Source organism: Paenibacillus sp. MER 99-2, assembly GCF_023714095.1.
In the GTDB taxonomy this organism is placed as follows: Bacteria; Bacillota; Bacilli; order Paenibacillales; family Paenibacillaceae; genus Paenibacillus.
The window spans coordinates 680599-699605 of the sequence record NZ_JAMAUZ010000003.1 but is presented as its reverse complement, the minus strand read 5'-3'; the positions used below and the strand labels follow the sequence as shown (position 1 = coordinate 699605).

Sequence of the window (19007 nt, the reverse complement as noted above, 5' to 3'; positions counted from 1 at the left end):
ACTAAGCACACATCAATGTTAAGCCAAAGTTGGTTGTACCTTGAACAACGGTACTTCCTCTTCAACCTTATCATTGGATGCTTTCGCTGCATCAAGCTTAGGCTCTTCAACGGAAATCCGATAAATATCGGCTCCAAGACCATTCAGCTTCTCAGCCAAATGAACATAACCACGGTCGATGTGATGAACACCGCCCACTTCTGTTGTACCTTCAGCAACAAGACCCGCGATAATAAGTGCGGCACCCGCACGCAAATCGGTAGCTGTTACTTTAGCACCCTTCAGCTTGGCGTTACCGGTAATAATAGAAGAACGACCTTCTACTTTGATCTCCGCATTCATCAGTTGGAATTCATCCACATGCATGAAGCGGTTCTCAAATACCGTCTCGGTTACTACGCTAGTTCCTTCGGAAGCCAGCAATAGTGCCATCATCTGAGACTGCATATCCGTTGGGAAGCCAGGGTATGGTAATGTTTTCACATCTACCGCCTTGAGTGGACGATCTGCGATAACTCGAACTCCGTTCTCGTCAGGTTGAATCGTTACACCCATCTCTTCCATCTTCGCAATAACCGATCCCAAGTGGTCAGAGATTGCACCTTCAATGTAGACGTCGCCACCGGAGATTGCAGCAGCAGCCATATAGGTTCCTGCTTCAACCCGATCCGGAATAACAGTGTGTCTAACACCAGAAAGCTTCTCCACACCCTCGATCCGAATTACACCAGTTCCAGCACCGCGTACTTTCGCTCCCATCCCATTCAGGAAGTTCGCGAGATCCACGATCTCTGGCTCTTTAGCGGCGTTCTCCAGAACAGTCACGCCTTCAGCCAATGTTGCAGCCATCATAATATTTTGAGTAGCACCCACAGATGCCACATCTAGATAAATTTTAGCACCACGTAGTCTACCTTGACTGCGTGCTTCTATATAACCTTGACCCAAACTGATCTCCGCACCCATGGCTTCAAAGCCTTTCAGATGTTGATCAATAGGTCGTGTACCGATGGCACATCCACCAGGAAGCGATATTCTCGTGTGACCCATACGTGTAAGCAGTGGTCCCATTACCAAAAATGACGCCCGCATTTTACTTACCCACTCATACGGAGCTTCACAGGAAGTAAGTTTTTCCGCATTTACGGTAATCACTTCGTCCCGGTATGTAACACCCGCTCCTAGCGATTCCAACACCTTGTTAATCGTCATCACATCGTCTAGAGGAGGTGCGTCAATAATAACGCTTTGTCCTTCTTCCCCTAAGAGAGAGGCAGCGATGATCGGAAGAACAGAATTTTTAGCGCCGCTAACTTTGACACTTCCGGTCAACCTTTTGCCACCGCGGACGATAAATTTGCTCATCATGGTTCCCTCCGCGCGTTTATTCCCTTTTCTTCATTCCGGAATACGTGTAGCCCTTCTTGCAGAAGGACTGTTGCTGTGTGTGGAATTCCGACATATCATGGCAAAATATACCATCGATGTCTGCTCAGAAAAGAATTGGTTTATAGTTCAAAAATTTGATGATGACACAGCCGAATCAAGTGCACAATACCTTGTTAAACAAGACATATGGATCGGCGAAAAATAAAAACTGACAGTTGGGATAATTTTCAGCCGGATTTAACCGGAGATCCCGTTTATAGCCTTATAAATAGTGAACATTTGTGATTTCCCTAACTTCCATCATAACATTGTTGAATTGTTCGATACAAGCATTTTTACATAAAACATCTCAAAATCATCCAATTTCACGTCACATTTTTTTCGTAATTAGCACGTCGACAATCCATACTCTAATTGTTAACACAATTAATCGATGTTATTCGACAATGACACTACTCGAAAGAGCCTAAGAGAGAATTAACCAACCATCTCAAGATTAAAACAAATGACGCAACATTTGTGTCCATGACAAGTAATCGATAACGAAACCTGAAACGGCATGCCCCAGAATGATGGCCAGTAATAAGTGTAGCAACCTTCCCTGAGCTCCTTTAGGCTGTCTGATCACTAGATCGAGCTTCAAGTTCTGAAGAGCCCACCAAGACAACGCTATGCACATCAGTGAGACGATAATCGAAACGAGACCATTTGTACTTAGAGCCTGGTTTACCTGATTCGTCAGATCAGTATCCATATATTCATTACCTCCACATTTGTTGCAGCGATCCGCGCAAATTTGCTTGTCATCCTTTGAAGTAGTCTTGTAAGGATAAACTGATCATTAACACGGCATACACTGAGCCTATTTTGCTGGAGAGCACCTAAGTGAGTTCTCCAATGCCCAATCACTGAGTAACAACAAACTGGCTATGAATGACTATGAATTTCATCACTGCAACTGCGTCTTCTGCTGACTCTATGGAATATAGGCTCTTTCATCATACATTGTCAATTACATTGATTTCCACTTCGGAAATATTCTAAATGAAATTATTCGGGATTTTGGTACTAAAACGACATAAAAGAGCGCTATTTTGATATCAAGCTTGTCATTTCCTCGGAAATAATTTGGTTTTTGGTCTATAAAAATGGTTCTTACCGCTTCATTATCATCATTACTTTAGTCCTATATCCTATTCATGCCCACCCAAACGGTGATTGTCATCTCAACAATTTAACATATTAAAAATGCAAATTTACCGTGCAACACTATTGCCTAGCTATCCATATATGTAGGAATCAGAACTGTAAATCGATGCTCAAATTGATGCGATCTCATTGTATGCAACAGTCGTGACTCTACAGAACAATCTGCACAGATCTATTGACCTTCATCCATTTCAAAAGGGCAAACAGACATAAAAGCAAATTCACCTCAATATAATCGGCTTAGATGTCACCTGTACACGTCAAAAAAGCCTGGCGGAACAAGCCGCCAGACTTATTGAATCGTTTATTTGCCGAATACGTTAATCCGGTTAACCGCTTTTTGCAGAGCAATCTCTGCACGACGGTGATCAAAATGATCCTGGTTGCTTTGGCTAGCAAGCCGGCGTTCTGCCCGCTCTTTGGCCGCACGCGCACGGTCCACATCGATATTTTCCGGAAACTCGGCACTCTCTGCAAGTACAACCACTTTGTCTTTACGGACTTCGATAAAACCACCGCCAATAGCGACTTGTTTCGTCTCTTTTCCGTTTTTGATCAAGATTGGTGCGATTTGCAAAGGTGTGACCATAGGGATATGTCCTGGCAAAATACCCAGTTCCCCTTCAACACCGCGAGCGCTGATACTATTAACCTGTTCGGAGTAGACCAGACGCTCAGGGGTTACAATCTCCAACAAAAAGGTGCTCAATTCCATCCCTCCTGAAAACTATCCGAAGGATAGCTCGCTTCATAAGGACAATCCTGGAGTCAGATTATACCAGTGTTTTGGCTTTCTCCACTGCCTCTTCAATTGTACCAACGAAGAGGAATGCTGCTTCCGGAAGATCGTCATGCTTGCCTTCGAGAATTTCTTTAAAGCTGCGCACCGTTTCTTTAACCGGAACGTATTTACCCGGAATACCGTTAAATGCTTCAGCAACGTGGAAAGGCTGGGACAAGAAACGTTGAATTTTACGCGCACGATAAACGAGCGCTCTATCTTCCTCGCTGAGCTCGTCCATACCCAAGATTGCAATGATATCTTGCAGCTCGTTGTAACGAGCCAAGATACGCTTAACGCCTTGAGCAACGCTGTAGTGTTCTTCACCTACAACTTCTGGTGCCAAGATCCGTGAGCTGGATGCAAGTGGATCTACCGCAGGGTAGATACCCATCTCGGAGATTTTACGCTCCAAGTTCGTTGTTGCGTCCAAGTGAGCAAATGTTGTTGCAGGAGCCGGGTCAGTATAGTCATCCGCAGGTACGTAGATCGCCTGGATGGATGTAACCGATCCTTTTTTGGTAGAAGTGATACGCTCTTGCAATTGACCCATTTCTGTAGCCAAAGTAGGCTGGTAACCTACCGCGGATGGCATACGTCCAAGCAAGGCAGATACTTCTGAACCCGCTTGAGTGAAACGGAAGATATTATCGATAAAGAGCAACACGTCACGGCCTTCTTCATCACGGAAATATTCCGCCATCGTCAGACCTGTGAGGGCTACACGAAGACGTGCGCCTGGAGGCTCGTTCATTTGTCCGAAGACCATTGCTGTTTTGTTGATAACGCCGGAATCACTCATCTCGTGATACAAGTCGTTACCTTCACGTGTACGCTCACCAACACCCGCGAATACGGAGATACCACCGTGCTCTTGTGCGATGTTGTTGATCAGCTCTTGAATTGTTACCGTTTTACCTACACCGGCACCACCGAAGAGACCGATTTTACCACCTTTCGCATAAGGCGCGAGCAAGTCGATAACTTTGATTCCTGTCTCCAGCATCTCTGCTTGGGTAGTCAGTTCATCAAATGCAGGAGCTGAACGGTGAATCGGGTTCTTGTGTTCAGCAGCTACTGTACCACCAGTATCGATTGCTTCGCCGAGTACGTTAAATACACGACCCAGTGTCGCTTCTCCGACTGGTACAGAGATTGGAGCTCCAGTATCTACTGCTTCCATACCACGAACGAGACCGTCCGTAGAGGACATCGCGATACAACGTACCCGGTTGTCACCCAGATGTTTCGAAGCTTCGAGTGTAAGGTTTACACTTACGCCGCTCTCACTTACTGTAGTGATCGTAATGGCATTGAGGATTTCCGGCAGACCGCCGCGATCAAACTCGACGTCAACAACCGGACCCATGATGCTCACAACGCGTCCTTTGTTCATCTTAACGTTCCCCTCCTACAAGCCTGCTACTTTTGCAAAAATAATGTCCGTTCGTTTATCTTTGCTCTGCAAGCCTTCATTAATAAAAAACGGTTATCCTTGTGCTGCGTTGGCACCTGCCACAATTTCCGTAATCTCCTGCGTAATCGCCGCTTGACGGGCACGGTTATAAGTCAATGACAAGTCATTAATGAGTTTAGATGCATTTTTGGTTGCATTACCCATTGCCGTCATTTTCGCGCCTAGCTCACTCGCCTTACCGTTCAGAAGTGCACCATAGATCAGCGTCTCCGCATAACGCGGTAGCAAAACCTCAAGTACAGCTTCAGCAGACGGCTCGTATTCGTAGCTTGCTGTTGGTCCTTCCGCAGCAGACACCTCAGGTGTTTCCATCGGAAGAAGTTTCTCTACCGTAGGAATCTGGGTCAACGCATTCACAAAGCGGTTATAACAAATGTACAATTCATCAAATTGAGCAAGTTCAAACCCATGAACAGCTTCGTGTGCAATGGATTTGATATCTGCAAATGAAGGTGAATCCGACAGATCCGTTGTTGTGGATGCCATCGCAATTTCACGACGTCTGAAGTAGTCGCGTCCTTTACGTCCAATGACGAACAATTCGTAGTCATCCTGAGAGGTGTGGCGTTCCTTGAGCGTCTGGTTAACCTGACGCAGAACGTTCGCATTGTAACCACCTGCAAGACCGCGATCCGATGTAATGATTAGATAAGCTGTCTTTTTGACCGGACGGCTCTCCAGCATCGGATGCTGAATACCTTGCGTACTGGATGCAATACTAGCTACAACTTCTTTCAGCTTCTCCGAATAAGGACGGGCTGCCTCAGCTTTTTCCTGCGCTTTACGCAGTTTTGCAGCTGCAACCATCTCCATTGCTTTGGTGATCTGCTTGGTGCTTTGTACGCTTTTAATTTGCCGCTTAATTTCGCGCATGCCTTTTGCCATGATTTCACCACCTCAAAACTTTGGCAGAACCAAAGTTACTTCGTAAGCATTCACACAGTTTTGACAAAGTCAAAACTACATCGTAAGCATAACCTTAACTTTGGCAAAGCCAAAGTTACTTCGTAAGCCTCAACACTCGTTCTGACCAAGCCAAAACTAGATCATAAGCATTATCTTACTTTGACAGAGTCAAAGTTTGACATGCAGACATGCGGAATCGGTTAACAACTCCGCAGACTGCAATCATCTATTTAGACAGAGACAGCGAAGCTCTTTCTGAACTTCTCGATTGCACCTTTCAGTGCGTTTTCGTTGTCTGAAGTCAATTCTTTTGTATCACGGATGGATCCGAGAATTTCCGGATGTGTGCTCTCCATGAACGCAAGGAACTCACGTTCAAAACGAGTAACATCACCTGTTGGAATTTCATCCAAGAATCCTTTAACTGCAGTGTACAAGCTGACAACCTGTTGTTCTACAGGCAACGGCTGGTTAACACCTTGTTTCAGGATTTCCATCATGCGTGCACCACGATTCAGACGAGCCTGAGTCGCTTTGTCCAGATCGGAACCGAACTGGGAGAACGCTTGAAGCTCACGATATTGAGCGAGGTCGAGACGCAGGGAACCTGCAACCTTTTTCATCGCTTTGATCTGAGCAGAACCACCGACACGGGATACGGAGATACCTACGTTGATCGCCGGGCGTTGTCCAGCATTGAACAAGTCGGCTTCCAAGAAGATCTGTCCATCCGTGATGGAAATTACGTTCGTTGGAATGTAAGCAGATACGTCGGAAGCTTGTGTTTCAATGAACGGCAGTGCGGTTAAAGAACCACCACCCAGTTCATCATTCAGCTTCGCAGCACGCTCCAGCAAACGGGAGTGCAGATAGAAGACGTCACCCGGATAAGCCTCACGGCCCGGTGGACGACGAAGCAACAAGGAAAGCTCACGGTAAGCAGAAGCTTGTTTAGTCAAGTCATCATAGATAACCAGAACGTGCTCGCCTTTGTACATGAAGTACTCACCCATCGAACAACCGGAATACGGTGCGATGTACAAGAGTGGTGATGGATCAGAAGCTGCTGCAGTTACAACGATTGTGTACTCCATTGCGCCTTTACGACGAAGAGTTTCCACAACCTGTGCAACCGTAGATTGTTTCTGACCAATAGCCACATAGATACACTTCATGCCGCTACCTTTTTGGTTCAAGATGGCATCAATCGCGATGGATGTTTTACCCGTTTGACGGTCACCGATGATCAACTCACGTTGTCCGCGACCGATAGGTACCATTGCGTCAATGGCTTTGATCCCAGTCTGCATTGGCTCATGAACCGATTTACGATCCATTACGCCTGGTGCTTTACCTTCAACCGGACGGAATTCCGTTGTAGCAATTGGCCCTTTGCCATCCACTGGAATACCGAGCGGGTTCACAACGCGCCCAATCAATGCTTCGCCTACAGGCACTTGCATGATCTGACCAGTACGCTTAACTTGGTCGCCTTCACGAATATCATAGTAAGGTCCCAGGATAACGACACCGACGTTGCTTTCTTCTACGTTCATGGCGAGTCCCATAACACCGCTTGGGAATTCAACCAACTCGTTGGACATTACGTTCTCAAGTCCGTAAACACGAGCAATACCATCACCAACCTCGATAACCGTTCCGACTTCGACTACATCGATATCGGTCTTGTATTGTTCGATTTGGCTCTTAATTAATGTACTGATTTCTTCTGGTTTGATACTCAAGTGTCCTCACCCCAATCTACTGTACTCGTCTGTTAAAAGACTGCTCAAGACGTTCGAGCTTGCCAGCCAAGCTGCCGTCATAGATCGTATCGCCAATGGCGACTTTCAATCCGCCCAGCAGAGTCGGATCAACAAAATTCTCGATACGAATCTTTTTATTCACACGGCCACCGAATTCACGAGCAACCGCTTCTTTTTCCTCATCATTCAATGCATAAGTTGAGTATACACGCGCATCAGCAATCCCGAGCGACTCGCCCTGAATCTTCCGATAATCATTCAGCAAGTCTTCCAGCAATTCAACGCGTCCGCGTTCAATTAACAGTAAGACTGTGCGAAGGACAGACTCGGATACCTTGCCATCAAGACTTGAGTGAAGCACGTTCCGTTTAGCTTCATCAGAGATATTAGGAGATACGATAAACTTCTGAATATCGGAATCACCAGTCAATGCACTGACAACGGCGCGCAGCTCTTGTTCAACCTCAAGTACTTGTTGTTGCTGAAGAGCAACTTCGAACAATGCTTTCGCATAACGTTTGGCAACAATCGTATCGCGGCTCATTGTCGGCCTCCTACCTCATTGAGGTATTGGTTCACAAGCTCTTCTTGTGCAGGACCGTTCTCAACTTCTTTTTTAATCAATTTGGATGCAATCTGAACGGAAGCGGTACCCAGTTCGCTGCGAAGCGCTGCGACTGCTTTGTTCTTCTCGCTCTCGATTTCGCGTACTGCGTCGTCTTTCAGACGATTAGCTTCCGCTTTGGCATCAGCCAAAATCGATTCAGCTTGTTTGCCACCCGTTTGTTTCGATTGTTCAATGATGTCGTAAGCATCTTGACGTGCTTGCTCAAGAGCTTGTTTTTGCTCCTCCACATAGGCGATCGCCTGTTCCCGAGTCTGAGCAGCCTCATTCATCTGCGACAGCACGAGTTCACGACGTTTTTCCATAATGGAGAACAATGGACCAAAAGCGTAACGGCTAAGCAGCCAATATAAGATTGCGAATGCAATAATCGCAAGAAGCGTATTTTCCCATACGAAACTCAATCTGTTCACTCCTTCCTGGAGGTATCCTTGAAACGTTCATCCGCTAGTAACGGATATTACCTAAAAAGAAGGCGCGGACGGCTGTGGCCTTCCCCGCCAAACCTTTATCAATTTAATTAAGCCATACCGTAGAACATGAACGCGAGTACCACACCGATGATCGGCAATACCTCGATCAAACCTACACCGATAAACATCGTTGTTTGAAGAGTGGATTTAGCTTCCGGTTGACGGGCAATACCTTCCACCGTTTTGCTGATAACCATACCGTTACCAATACCTGCGCCAAATGCGCCCAGTCCTGCAACAATTGCTGCTGCGATTAATGCCATTGCTCCCATTTGTATATCCTCCTTAAAATTATAAATCGAATTTTTTATTGTTCAGCCTGATGAAGAAATCTTCGAAGGCTTGAAACTTAATGCTCTTCGTGCGTCTCAATGCTTTGTGAAATGTACACCATCATCAGGATAACAAATACAAATGCTTGGATCGCGCCGATAAAGATACTAAAGCCTTGCCACACCATTAATAGCGGAATCGCTGCAATGGCACCAAATATCTTGAATGTGGTCAGCTTCAGGATCGTTGTGATCAGCACCTCACCCGCGAAGATATTCGCGAATAGACGCATACCGTGTGTCAACAGCTTCGATGCCGTCTCGATCAAGTTGATCGGTAAGAACAAGGCAAATGGCTGAAGGTAATGCTTGAGATATCCTCTTGTGTTCCGGAATAATCCGAGACCATGAGATACGAGGAACGCTACAAGAGCTAGTCCCATCGTTACAGACAAGTCGGCTGTTGGTGATTTCCACCAAGCCAGTTCGACGTGTGGATGAGCCTCAGGATCCTTGGCATGCGCTTCTTCAAACGCCTCCACCGCGGTTACAATCGGCTTACCAAACACCTGCGCGTGTTCTGCACTGTCCACTGCGGTTACTGCTTGGAACGGAAGTCCGAGCATGTTCCCTACAAAAATGAACATAATCATGGAAAGAGCGAGAGAGATAAAATGTTTACCTTTCTTCATATCCATTGTACTGGAAATCAGATTGCGGACGAATTCTACTGCCCACTCCATAAAATTTTGCAGCTTGCCGGGGTTTTCAACGGATAATCTTCGTGTGGCTAGTACAGCGAAAATAAAAACAAGGGCACCTGTAACTACCAGCATCAGCACAACAGATAAATCCAGTCGAAATCCGCCAAGCATAATAATTGGAGCTTCATGCATATTTTTCTCACCCCTTTCTCGACTTGAAAGCTGCAGCACCTAACATCATTCTGCTCTGCGGGAATAGACAATCCCTATAATCAGTAAGGAAAATTGTGCAATAACCAGACCGCCTGCAACCGCATATGTATTGAAGTATTGCGGAAAGCGCATCGATATGAATATACCGAGCACAGCGAGCGCCGCTCTTGTCAAAAATCCTAGGTTCACACGCTTCAAGTTACCTTCTGCCGCATCATCAGACATTTTCCTTACTTTGTAGCCTAGGTAAAATGCATTGATCCAGCTAATTACCGTACCCAGAGCCAATCCCAAAGCAATTGTCTCCACACGTGGCATGAAGGCCGCTGCGAGAAAACAAATCATAAGAAAGTACATGATGAAAACAGTCATCATTCTGCGGTATCTGGTTAGTTCACTCATCACTTTCCCCCATGAATTTTTTCGCGATAAAGTAGATGCTTACCCCGCCTGCTGCCAGAAAAAAGAGAACGCTTACGGCGATCCATATTCCGTTACCTCCAATGGTCTTGTCCAACCAGGAGCCAGCGTAATATCCGACTACAGCGAGTATGGCAATCTCGATCCCAAAAGCTGTCACGAGTCCCATTGCTTTCCACACATTATCGTCATGGTTACGGGATGAATTTGGTTTGTTCGAATCGGCCATTTTCCACGCCACCCTTGCAATCCCAGTTAATTTTACTGAATGATGAGAGCCTTTGTCAATTGAATGATTTTAGCGTTTTAAAGGGTAAAACGACAGGTAAACAGGCTCTCAGAGCCCATAAACCCGCGTAAACCGTACAGTTTAACTGTATACTATGCCCTTTATAAATCCGCTAGAAAATTTGAATTATTTTTTGAACTTTCTGTGAAATGGTTCCGGACGTTCGCTATTAACTCCAAAATGGTGCAAAATCGCATTGACAATTCTTTCCGAAGCATGTCCATCACCGTATGGATTCGCAGCTTGACTCATGCTTGCATACAACGTTTCGTCTGTAAGCAGCGCTTTTGTCCGTTCATATACACGTTCTTCATCTGTACCTACAAGCTCAAGCGTTCCAGCCTCGATGCCTTCTGGGCGCTCTGTCGTATCACGCAGGACAAGAACAGGCACACCGAACGAAGGCGCTTCTTCCTGCAAACCGCCTGAATCGGTCAAAATCAAGTGTGTATGCGGGTAAAAATTATGCAAATCCACTACGTCTAGTGGATCAATTAGTTGAATCCTTGGGTGATTCCCCAATATCGCGTGAGCCGGCTCCTTCACAGCAGGACTTGGATGTACCGGGTACACGATGGCGATATCTTCAAACTCATCAGCAATTCGTTTGACGGCCTGGAAAATGTTGCGGTGAGGCTCGCCTTGAGATTCACGGCGATGAGCTGTCAACAGCACAAGGCGTTTGCCTTCTGCCCAATCAAGTACCGGATGTCTATAGCCCTCCTGTACTGTATATTGAAACACATCTGTAACCGTGTTGCCTGTGACGTACGTACTAGACTCTGGTTTATTTTCTTTGGCAAGATTATCAAAGGACCTATCTGTTGGCGCAAAGTGTAAATCAGCCAGTACGCCCGTCAATTGACGGTTCATCTCTTCCGGATATGGAGATAGCTTGTTCCACGTCCGTAGTCCCGCCTCGACATGCCCTACCTGAATCTGCTGCAAGAACGCTGCATAGCTGGCTACAAATGTAGTCAGTGTATCTCCGTGAACGAGCACAATGTCTGGTTTCGCTTCACGCAGTACAGGCTCCAGCCCTCCAAGGACACGAATCGTGATTTCATTCAATGTCTGACGATCCTTCATCACATCCAGATCATAATCCGGATGGATGTCGAATACCTCAAGTACCTGATCCAACATCTGACGATGTTGCGCAGTTACGCAAACAATAGATTCGATAGACTCGGGATGTTTCTGCAACTCCAAAATAAGCGGAGCCATCTTGATTGCTTCTGGACGTACCCCGAAGATCGTCATCACTTTAATTTTGTTAGACATTCGAGCAAAGCCCCTTTTCTATAAGTTCCGAACCTCTATTACCTGCGTACCTCTACAAGCATGTCATATGCTTATTTAGTGCCGTATAGACGGTCTCCTGCATCTCCAAGGCCTGGAACGATATAACCGTGATCATCCAGACGATCATCCAGAGCAGCTACATAGATGTCCACATCAGGGTGAGCATCCTGCACAGCTTTTACGCCTTCTGGAGCGGCTACGAGGTTCATCATTTTGATCTGTGTGCATCCGCGTTTTTTGAGCACGTCAATTGCCGCGATTGCCGAACCACCCGTTGCTAGCATCGGATCAATCACGATCAATTGGCGCTCTGTTACGTCCGTAGGCAGCTTGGTGTAGTATTCAACAGGTTGAAGTGTTTCCGGGTCACGGAACAGACCAACATGTCCTACTTTTGCCGCTGGCAACAATTTAACAACGCCGTCCAGCATCCCGAGTCCTGCACGCAGAATTGGCACCAGTCCAAGCATACGTCCAGAAATAACTTTACCTTGTGTTGCTGCTACAGGAGTTTGTACATCGATCGTCTCCAGCTCAACATCCCTTGTAATTTCATAAGCCATCAACGTTGCTACTTCATCCACTAATTCACGAAAATCTTTCGTATTCGTACGCATGTCGCGTATAAACGTCAGTTTGTGTTGGATCAAAGGGTGATCACATATTACTAATTTTCCCATCTAATTTGTCCCTCCGGTAAGTTCATCATGTTACAGCATTTCCATAAATGCCTAATCATCATTCATAGGCTCGATAAATCCTGTATATTATATCATCACCAACACCGAATTACACCATTAAAGGGCACCTAATCATTACAGAATACCGAATACTACAAAAACAGGACCGGAAACATGATGTCTTCCGGTCCTTTTGACTCTTGCTGTTATGTCGTTGAGAAGATAAAAATGATTGATACATTAGCACTCCGCTAACAGAATGATCCTTCGATCGCTGTTATCCCGGGATTTTTTTGATTCTCCTCAACATAATAAGGGGAAAATCCCGTGATAAAGGCGAACGCTACGCTTCTCCGGCTTCATTCTGTCTGCTTCGCTTTTTTGTATCCCATTTTAAGAACACTCAAATACAAACAGCGCGAGCAACGTTTTTTAGTATTTAAGGTCAGTGTAGAGCGGGAATTGATCTGTCAGTGCCGTTACTTCTGCACGAGCTTGATCAAGTGTTGCCGCATCTTTAGGGTTTTTGAGCGTTTTAGCAATGATCTTACCGATGGAAACCATAGCTTCTTCGTTCATGCCACGGGAAGTAGCCGCAGGTGTACCAATACGGATACCGCTAGTGATGAACGGACTTGTTGGGTCAAATGGAATTGCATTTTTGTTAACAGTAATTCCGATGGAATCAAGTACGTGCTCAGCTTCTTTACCTGTGATGTTCACACTGCGTGTATCGATCAGCATCAAGTGGTTATCTGTACCGCCAGATACGATGTTCAAGCCTTCGGAGATCAACGTTTCAGCCAAAACCTGTGCATTTTTCACTACATTTTGCGCGTACTCTTTGAATGATGGTTGCAATGCTTCACCCAATGCTACCGCTTTGGAAGCAATAACGTGCATCAATGGTCCACCTTGGGAACCAGGGAATACCGCTTTATCAATTGCAGCAGCCCAAGCTTTGGTACAGAGAATCATACCACCGCGTGGTCCACGCAATGTTTTGTGTGTTGTTGTTGTTACGAAATGTGCATGTGGAACCGGGCTTGGATGCAAACCAGCAGCAACCAATCCAGCGATGTGTGCCATGTCTACCATGAACAATGCGCCTACATCATTTGCAATGGAAGCCAATTTTTCAAAATCAATTGTACGTGGATAAGCACTCGCTCCTGCAACGATCATACGAGGGCGGTGCTTGAACGCTGCTTTGCGAACTTCATCATAATCGATCAAGAATGTATCTTCTTGTACGCCATATGCTACGAAGTTGTAGAGCAAACCAGATGCATTCACTGGGCTACCATGCGTAAGGTGACCACCGTGTGCAAGATTCATACCCAGTACTGTATCACCAGGCTTAAGCGCTGCGAGGTAAACTGCCATGTTCGCTTGTGCACCAGAGTGTGGTTGAACGTTAACATGCTCTGCTCCAAACAATTCTTTGGCACGATCACGTGCGATATCTTCCACGATATCTACGTGCTCACAACCGCCATAGTAACGTTTGCCTGGATATCCTTCAGCATATTTGTTCGTCAAAACGGAACCAAGCGCTTCAATAACCGCTTCGCTTACAATGTTCTCAGATGCAATCAACTCAATGTTGTTCTGCTGACGTTTCAACTCCAGATTCATCGCTTCCAACACTGCCGGGTCATTCTTACGCAATTGTTCCATGATTAAATTCCTCCTAATATAAGTGAAGTTATAAAGTGAAACATAAGGTTACACTCCAGACTTCGATTGCCTCACCATCTTTCGATCGCTGTTATCCCCAGATTTCTTTGAATCCCTTTTTCAAAGGGGAAATCCGGTGATAAACGCGAACGCTCTGCTTCTCCAGATTGGTGTTGCACTCTCCGTTTACGTGTAAACATAATTTCACTTTATACGTTAGTCACAAAATGTCGAATCAGGCTGTTCTTCCATACGATACACTGCACGTTCCCCACCAATCAACTTCGGACGCGTTAACGCTGTCGTCACGCGGGCATCTCCGATGTACCGAAGCGATGTACGGAAAGGAACTGCTACATGCCGCAAATGCATGCCAATCATCGTCTCTCCGATATCCAATCCTGCGTGTGCCTGCACATGTTCCGCCAGACATGCATCGGTAAGTGATCGATAAGCTGCAGATGCCATTGAACCACCCGCTGTAGGCACAGGTACTGCACCCACCTCGGTCAATCCCAGACGTAATAACACAGAACGTTCCATCACCAGCGCACGATTCAAATGCTCACAGCATTGAAAGACGGGTTCAAAACCGAATTCCTGCTGCACCTCACGAATACCCGCAAGAAGCTGCTGTGCCACTTCAATCGCACCACTCGTACCAATGCGTTTACCTGCCACCTCACTCGTGCTCGTACCAATGACAACGATCTGTCCTGGACCTAGCTTCCCTGCAATGGCCAGTTCACGCAAAATGGATGCGGTCTGTTCCTGCAATCCGGGTTGTTCCGAATCTAACTCAATAGTCATCCTATCGCCTCCCGATATCATCATGCCCAGCTTCCGATTGGTAGCCTTTCGTATTCCAACATGGCATTTCAGGTACTATTATAGCGAATAAACAGATGAAAGACGAAAAAAAGAGCAGTCTGCGGGTATCGCAGAATTGCTCTTTTGCCCAGGCGACCGGCCGTTTGTTCCGGTGCTCCATTGTGGTTGTGCCCACTTCGTCGCCAGTTACACCGGATCCCTGTTTTCCCCTTCATCATAAAACAACCTGCGCTTAAAATCAACGGGTAATTTACATCCCATGTTCTGTTTCTATATGGCATTTGAAGTACGTGAGGCATGTCTATCAATAATATTAAGGTTCAACCTTGGATGGCTAAGCTGCGTTATGATCGCATGATCAAACTGATCACCGATCTCAGCTTCCGAGGTTTACATTATTGATACGTTGTTTACATTACCCCTGTGCACTCTGCTTTATTCCAATTTATCCAGAAGTCGATCAAGCGCGGTTCGAATCTCGGCAGCCGTTACGTTGTAATCATCCCGATTGCCGCCAAACGGATCGGAGATGTCGAAGCTTGGAATTCGTTGTCGAATCTCAATGACACGTTCCCGCTCGGATGCTAATATCTCTTGACCAAGTGCACGCTTCATCTCCAGTGTCGCGAATAGGCTGTCCAGTTCCTGCAGATCATTCATCACTTGCTCATCATCTTCCACGTATTCTTTGAGTGTATAGGTTTTGTGGACGGAGTCTGGAAAAACTTGCAGCACATGCTGCTTATGACTGCGAGTAAGTGTTAGGATCAGATCAGCCCAGCCAACAAGCCCTGCACTCAGCTGTGTGGAGTGTGGCGGCCCCTCTACACGATGATCCCTCAGTACCGCCTCGGCGTGACGTGAAATCGGCATTCCCTGTGTCGCAGCAACACCTGCTGAACGCACCTCTACTTGAATGCCACGCTCCGAAGCAAGCTTACGCAAAAGCCCCTCTGCCATGGGGCTGCGGCACGTATTACCTGTACATACAAACAAAATATGTTTCATTGTGGTAGCCTCCCCATTTTATATATGTTATCAAATGTATACATTATAGTTTCAGAAATTCAATTCAGATTACACAACATTAGTTGCATGAAGTCCATGTTCAGAAAAAAGGGATAAAGCTAGAAATGGATGAACAGGGCGTAGGCTAAACTACGTGGACAACTATATTTTCCCCCGAAGGAAACCAGCTTCGTATGCTTCTATTTATTTCGGCTGAGAAGTTACTCAAGGCATCCGCCGTAATCAAAGCTTACTGTCTGCACAATCTCTTTCATTCGATTATACTCGCACCAGAATGATATACAACCGTCCGGCTCTGAACCAGCCAGAACTCGAGTCCAATGTAGTCAGTGAAAACATCGATTACAGCTCAAAAGATAAACAACAATCCAAAGGCGAGCAGGATTGCTCCACCTACAGCTTCACCATAATCCCCAAGGTTATGACTCACTCGTCGTCCAAGCAACAGCCCCATCATTGACATTAAGCCGCCGCACACACCAAAAGCAAGCACAGTTAAGATCAGATCACTACTGAACATCCCCAGGGAAACCCCTACGGAAAACGAATCTATGCTGACACTTAGTGAAAATAAAGTCACACCCACCAGTGAGCGAGGATTCACGAGCTTCGTCTCTCCTTCACGGAACGCATTCAAAATCATATGCGCGCCTAAAAGAACAAGTAAACCACCCGCCGCATACGTGGTGATGTTGCCAAGCAATGAACTGACATACTTGCCTGTGTACATACCGATCAGTGGCATGATGATATGGAACAGGGCGGTGATTGTACTGATTCGCAGTACATCCCGTAAACGAATGCCTTTCATGCCCATCCCGATTCCCAGCGAGAAGGCGTCGAAACCCAGAGCCACAGCCATAATCAAAATGGTTACTAACTGCCCTACATGGGCAGATATATCCCACATTCCCATACCCCCATCACGTAAAGGTTCTTGTACACGATATGCGGACAAGGACCTAAACATGACCAGAGGATATGTTTGAACAATCGGATCGCAGACAATTTAAGTTCTGCGAAATATCTTGGTTCGTCCAGGCAACCTGGCTTACCCGATTATATGGCGAGTTCTACTCGCCTTGATATATGGGGAACACTGGGCGACTGGACATGTAGATGTTGCGGGTTAACCGACTTGTATGAGTCGGTGACCCGCCGCTTTGAGCAGCCGATTCATGACGGCTGCGCCCAGCCCTTCGCGTGAGCAGGCTTCAGCCACAATATATGTGGCGCCTTGCTCATCGCAGCTCCGTAGCGCGGCATATAGCCGGCGCGCTGCTTCCTCCAGCTCGCTGGCATCGCCCAGCGAGAATACGGCATCGGCGCGGTATTGCTCCGCGTGCTCGGCGAACGCCAGCACCGCGGTGCGCTCTCCGCGCTGCGCCGCCTCTGCGAGGGCGGCGCTAACCCAGGCCGCCACCGCTGCGGGCGGCCCCTCCACCACGCACAGCGCACCTTCGGGCGCATAGTGCGTGTACTTCATGCCCGGCGAGCGCGGCGCCGGGCTGGCTTCGCCTGCGGACCCTTCGGCGAGGATCGCCGGGTCCGTGGCGACACGGGCGGCCACAGCGGACAATTGTTCCGCTGTGATGCCGCCAGGGCGCAGGATGGTGACGGTACCGTCGTCACCGACCTGCACGACCGTGGACTCGACGCCCACCCCGGTGGGGCCGCCGTCCACGATGCCGCCGATGCGGCCAGCCAAGTCCTCGCGCACATGTGCTGCGAGGGTTGGGCTTGGTCGCCCGGAGCGGTTAGCGCTCGGCGCAGCCACAGGGCATGCCGCCGCGGCAATCAACTGCAACGCCACAGGGTGATCCGGCATACGCACGGCCACCGTGTCTAGCCCGGCGGTGACCCGTGGAGACACCGCCCCAGGTCTAACCGGCAACACCAGCGTCAGCGGTCCCGGCCAGAAGGCCGTCATCAGCGCTTCCGCGGTGGCATTCACTTCTGTGACTAGTGCATCCAACTGGTCACGGTGGGCGATATGCACGATCAGCGGATTATCCGATGGGCGACCTTTAGCCGCAAACACAGCTTCTACCGCTGCTGTGCTCCGGGCATCTGCCCCTAAACCATAGACTGTCTCGGTCGGAAAGGCCACGGTTTGTCCTTGACGAATGCAGGCTGCGGCAGCCCGCAAGTCTGCGAGCGCCTGTTCATAGGCGCTCTCCCTTTTTTCATCAGACTCATCATTCGGTGTGGTCACCTGCAGAGACACTTGTCCAGCAGATAAGCTCTCCTGTTGTTCATGCTCCACTTGATTCCCACCATCGTTGGCATTATTCATATCCGTTCCAGCGGTATGAAGCAGCACATGAACATCCCACATAAGGGTAACCATCTCCTGCGCCAATCCCTGCCCCTGTTCACCCAAACCCGGTTCGCCCTCCATACTTTGAAGGGATGACTGCTGGTCGAGTCGATGTGTATCCATGTTACCTTGAACCTTTGACGTCAAAAGCAACTCTTGGCTCCCCAATTGTCCATCACGCCCCATTTGCTCGCGATCTAAAGGTGTGTGTTCATGTTCATTCTGCTGCAATTTATTCTGTTTGGCCTCTTGTTCATTTCTCATATATCCATCATTCCTAAGCTTCAATAAGGTAGTAAACATTGGGTGTATCCTATATCTAACCTCAAGCATCTTTCGCTGTCTTCTCGCTCCCTGCTGTGTCACTTTCTCTTGACTCAACCTGGTACGTAAGCGAAAAACTTCCTGGTGTTGAACGAAAATTCAACCAAACCTGCTTCTTTCGAAGTTGTAAAACATGCGTAAACGTCTGATGAATGACTACCCGCATTGATTATGGTTTTGAATTCCTATAATTATAACATATCTCTTCGTTTCAAAGATGAAACTACGCACTCTCACCATTCACAACAAAGCTCACTACAACAAAGAGCAACCTCATCAATCTTGAAGTCGCCCTTACATCACATCAACCTATT

19 protein-coding genes and 1 riboswitch are annotated in these 19007 nt (G+C 47.2%); all 19 genes read right to left on the bottom strand.

Annotation, left to right across the window (positions count from 1 at the left end):
- Window positions 1-18: 18 nt before the first annotated feature.
- The 19 genes from murA to M3636_RS17925 all read right to left on the bottom strand — a co-directional run bounded on the left by murA (window position 19) and on the right by M3636_RS17925 (window position 18492).
- Window positions 19-1365 (bottom strand): UDP-N-acetylglucosamine 1-carboxyvinyltransferase, encoded by a 1347-nt coding sequence (gene murA / locus M3636_RS18015; protein WP_145051586.1) that lies wholly within the window; start codon window positions 1363-1365, stop codon window positions 19-21.
- A gap of 520 nt (window positions 1366-1885) precedes the next feature.
- Complete coding sequence (locus tag M3636_RS18010) at window positions 1886-2143, bottom strand: DUF1146 family protein (protein ID WP_251383432.1); 258 nt, start codon at window positions 2141-2143, stop codon at window positions 1886-1888.
- Window positions 2144-2902: 759 nt separating this feature from the next.
- The gene (locus M3636_RS18005; RefSeq protein ID WP_128103787.1) at window positions 2903-3307 is read right to left on the bottom strand and encodes a F0F1 ATP synthase subunit epsilon; all 405 of its coding nucleotides are present in this window, start codon (window positions 3305-3307) and stop codon (window positions 2903-2905) included.
- 64 nt (window positions 3308-3371) lie between these two features.
- Entirely contained in the window at window positions 3372-4775 is a 1404-nt protein-coding gene (gene atpD, locus M3636_RS18000; RefSeq protein WP_145406976.1) for a F0F1 ATP synthase subunit beta, read from the bottom strand.
- Between the two features lie 93 nt (window positions 4776-4868).
- Window positions 4869-5741, bottom strand: a complete 873-nt coding sequence (gene atpG, locus M3636_RS17995; RefSeq protein WP_145406977.1) for an ATP synthase F1 subunit gamma — start codon at window positions 5739-5741, stop codon at window positions 4869-4871.
- A 251-nt stretch (window positions 5742-5992) separates the two neighbouring features.
- Window positions 5993-7507: a F0F1 ATP synthase subunit alpha gene (atpA, locus tag M3636_RS17990; protein WP_145406978.1), complete on the bottom strand. Its 1515-nt coding sequence runs from the start codon at window positions 7505-7507 to the stop codon at window positions 5993-5995.
- A 16-nt stretch (window positions 7508-7523) separates the two neighbouring features.
- Window positions 7524-8072: a F0F1 ATP synthase subunit delta gene (locus M3636_RS17985; RefSeq protein WP_145051544.1), complete on the bottom strand. Its 549-nt coding sequence runs from the start codon at window positions 8070-8072 to the stop codon at window positions 7524-7526.
- Window positions 8069-8557 carry a F0F1 ATP synthase subunit B gene (gene atpF, locus M3636_RS17980; protein ID WP_128103791.1) on the bottom strand — a complete coding sequence of 163 codons (489 nt, stop codon included), beginning with the start codon at window positions 8555-8557 and terminating at the stop codon, window positions 8069-8071. Before atpF ends, M3636_RS17985 begins: the two co-directional genes overlap by 4 nt.
- Before the next feature lie 116 nt (window positions 8558-8673).
- Window positions 8674-8898, bottom strand: a complete 225-nt coding sequence (gene atpE / locus M3636_RS17975; protein ID WP_017691934.1) for a F0F1 ATP synthase subunit C — start codon at window positions 8896-8898, stop codon at window positions 8674-8676.
- 77 nt (window positions 8899-8975) lie between these two features.
- Complete coding sequence (gene atpB / locus M3636_RS17970; RefSeq protein ID WP_128103792.1) at window positions 8976-9794, bottom strand: F0F1 ATP synthase subunit A; 819 nt, start codon at window positions 9792-9794, stop codon at window positions 8976-8978.
- A 45-nt stretch (window positions 9795-9839) separates the two neighbouring features.
- Window positions 9840-10217 (bottom strand): ATP synthase subunit I, encoded by a 378-nt coding sequence (locus M3636_RS17965; RefSeq protein WP_128103793.1) that lies wholly within the window; start codon window positions 10215-10217, stop codon window positions 9840-9842.
- Window positions 10210-10464 (bottom strand): AtpZ/AtpI family protein, encoded by a 255-nt coding sequence (locus M3636_RS17960; protein ID WP_145051553.1) that lies wholly within the window; start codon window positions 10462-10464, stop codon window positions 10210-10212. Before M3636_RS17960 ends, M3636_RS17965 begins: the two co-directional genes overlap by 8 nt.
- A gap of 186 nt (window positions 10465-10650) precedes the next feature.
- On the bottom strand, window positions 10651-11808 hold the full coding sequence (wecB, locus tag M3636_RS17955; RefSeq protein WP_251383431.1) for a non-hydrolyzing UDP-N-acetylglucosamine 2-epimerase: 1158 nt from the start codon (window positions 11806-11808) through the stop codon (window positions 10651-10653).
- Window positions 11809-11879: 71 nt separating this feature from the next.
- A complete protein-coding gene (upp, locus tag M3636_RS17950; protein ID WP_017691929.1) occupies window positions 11880-12509 on the bottom strand; it encodes a uracil phosphoribosyltransferase in 630 nt (209 codons plus the stop codon).
- Between the two features lie 432 nt (window positions 12510-12941).
- The gene (locus M3636_RS17945; RefSeq protein WP_145406981.1) at window positions 12942-14189 is read right to left on the bottom strand and encodes a serine hydroxymethyltransferase; all 1248 of its coding nucleotides are present in this window, start codon (window positions 14187-14189) and stop codon (window positions 12942-12944) included.
- Window positions 14190-14405: 216 nt separating this feature from the next.
- On the bottom strand, window positions 14406-14999 hold the full coding sequence (locus tag M3636_RS17940) for a TIGR01440 family protein (protein WP_128103797.1): 594 nt from the start codon (window positions 14997-14999) through the stop codon (window positions 14406-14408).
- 139 nt (window positions 15000-15138) lie between these two features.
- A riboswitch (ZMP/ZTP riboswitch) is annotated at window positions 15139-15220 on the bottom strand.
- A 235-nt stretch (window positions 15221-15455) separates the two neighbouring features.
- A complete protein-coding gene (locus tag M3636_RS17935; protein WP_128103798.1) occupies window positions 15456-16028 on the bottom strand; it encodes a low molecular weight protein arginine phosphatase in 573 nt (190 codons plus the stop codon).
- A 370-nt stretch (window positions 16029-16398) separates the two neighbouring features.
- Complete coding sequence (locus M3636_RS17930) at window positions 16399-16959, bottom strand: manganese efflux pump MntP (protein WP_128103799.1); 561 nt, start codon at window positions 16957-16959, stop codon at window positions 16399-16401.
- 219 nt (window positions 16960-17178) lie between these two features.
- Window positions 17179-18492: an L-threonylcarbamoyladenylate synthase gene (locus M3636_RS17925; protein ID WP_483311527.1), complete on the bottom strand. Its 1314-nt coding sequence runs from the start codon at window positions 18490-18492 to the stop codon at window positions 17179-17181.
- Window positions 18493-19007: the final 515 nt, after the last annotated feature.

What these genes read in the sequence shown, in the direction of transcription:
- murA (WP_145051586.1), bottom strand. Translation starts at nt 1,365, where the DNA reads ATGAGCAAATTTATCGTCCGCGGTGGCAAAAGGTTGACCGGAAGTGTC.
- M3636_RS18010 (WP_251383432.1), bottom strand. Translation starts at nt 2,143, where the DNA reads ATGGATACTGATCTGACGAATCAGGTAAACCAGGCTCTAAGTACAAAT.
- atpD (WP_145406976.1), bottom strand. Translation starts at nt 4,775, where the DNA reads ATGAACAAAGGACGCGTTGTGAGCATCATGGGTCCGGTTGTTGACGTC.
- atpG (WP_145406977.1), bottom strand. Translation starts at nt 5,741, where the DNA reads ATGGCAAAAGGCATGCGCGAAATTAAGCGGCAAATTAAAAGCGTACAA.
- M3636_RS17985 (WP_145051544.1), bottom strand. Translation starts at nt 8,072, where the DNA reads ATGAGCCGCGATACGATTGTTGCCAAACGTTATGCGAAAGCATTGTTC.
- atpE (WP_017691934.1), bottom strand. Translation starts at nt 8,898, where the DNA reads ATGGGAGCAATGGCATTAATCGCAGCAGCAATTGTTGCAGGACTGGGC.
- atpB (WP_128103792.1), bottom strand. Translation starts at nt 9,794, where the DNA reads ATGCATGAAGCTCCAATTATTATGCTTGGCGGATTTCGACTGGATTTA.
- M3636_RS17965 (WP_128103793.1), bottom strand. Translation starts at nt 10,217, where the DNA reads ATGAGTGAACTAACCAGATACCGCAGAATGATGACTGTTTTCATCATG.
- M3636_RS17960 (WP_145051553.1), bottom strand. Translation starts at nt 10,464, where the DNA reads ATGGCCGATTCGAACAAACCAAATTCATCCCGTAACCATGACGATAAT.
- wecB (WP_251383431.1), bottom strand. Translation starts at nt 11,808, where the DNA reads ATGTCTAACAAAATTAAAGTGATGACGATCTTCGGGGTACGTCCAGAA.
- upp (WP_017691929.1), bottom strand. Translation starts at nt 12,509, where the DNA reads ATGGGAAAATTAGTAATATGTGATCACCCTTTGATCCAACACAAACTG.
- M3636_RS17945 (WP_145406981.1), bottom strand. Translation starts at nt 14,189, where the DNA reads ATGGAACAATTGCGTAAGAATGACCCGGCAGTGTTGGAAGCGATGAAT.
- M3636_RS17940 (WP_128103797.1), bottom strand. Translation starts at nt 14,999, where the DNA reads ATGACTATTGAGTTAGATTCGGAACAACCCGGATTGCAGGAACAGACC.
- M3636_RS17935 (WP_128103798.1), bottom strand. Translation starts at nt 16,028, where the DNA reads ATGAAACATATTTTGTTTGTATGTACAGGTAATACGTGCCGCAGCCCC.
- M3636_RS17930 (WP_128103799.1), bottom strand. Translation starts at nt 16,959, where the DNA reads ATGTGGGATATATCTGCCCATGTAGGGCAGTTAGTAACCATTTTGATT.
- M3636_RS17925 (WP_483311527.1), bottom strand. Translation starts at nt 18,492, where the DNA reads ATGGATACACATCGACTCGACCAGCAGTCATCCCTTCAAAGTATGGAG.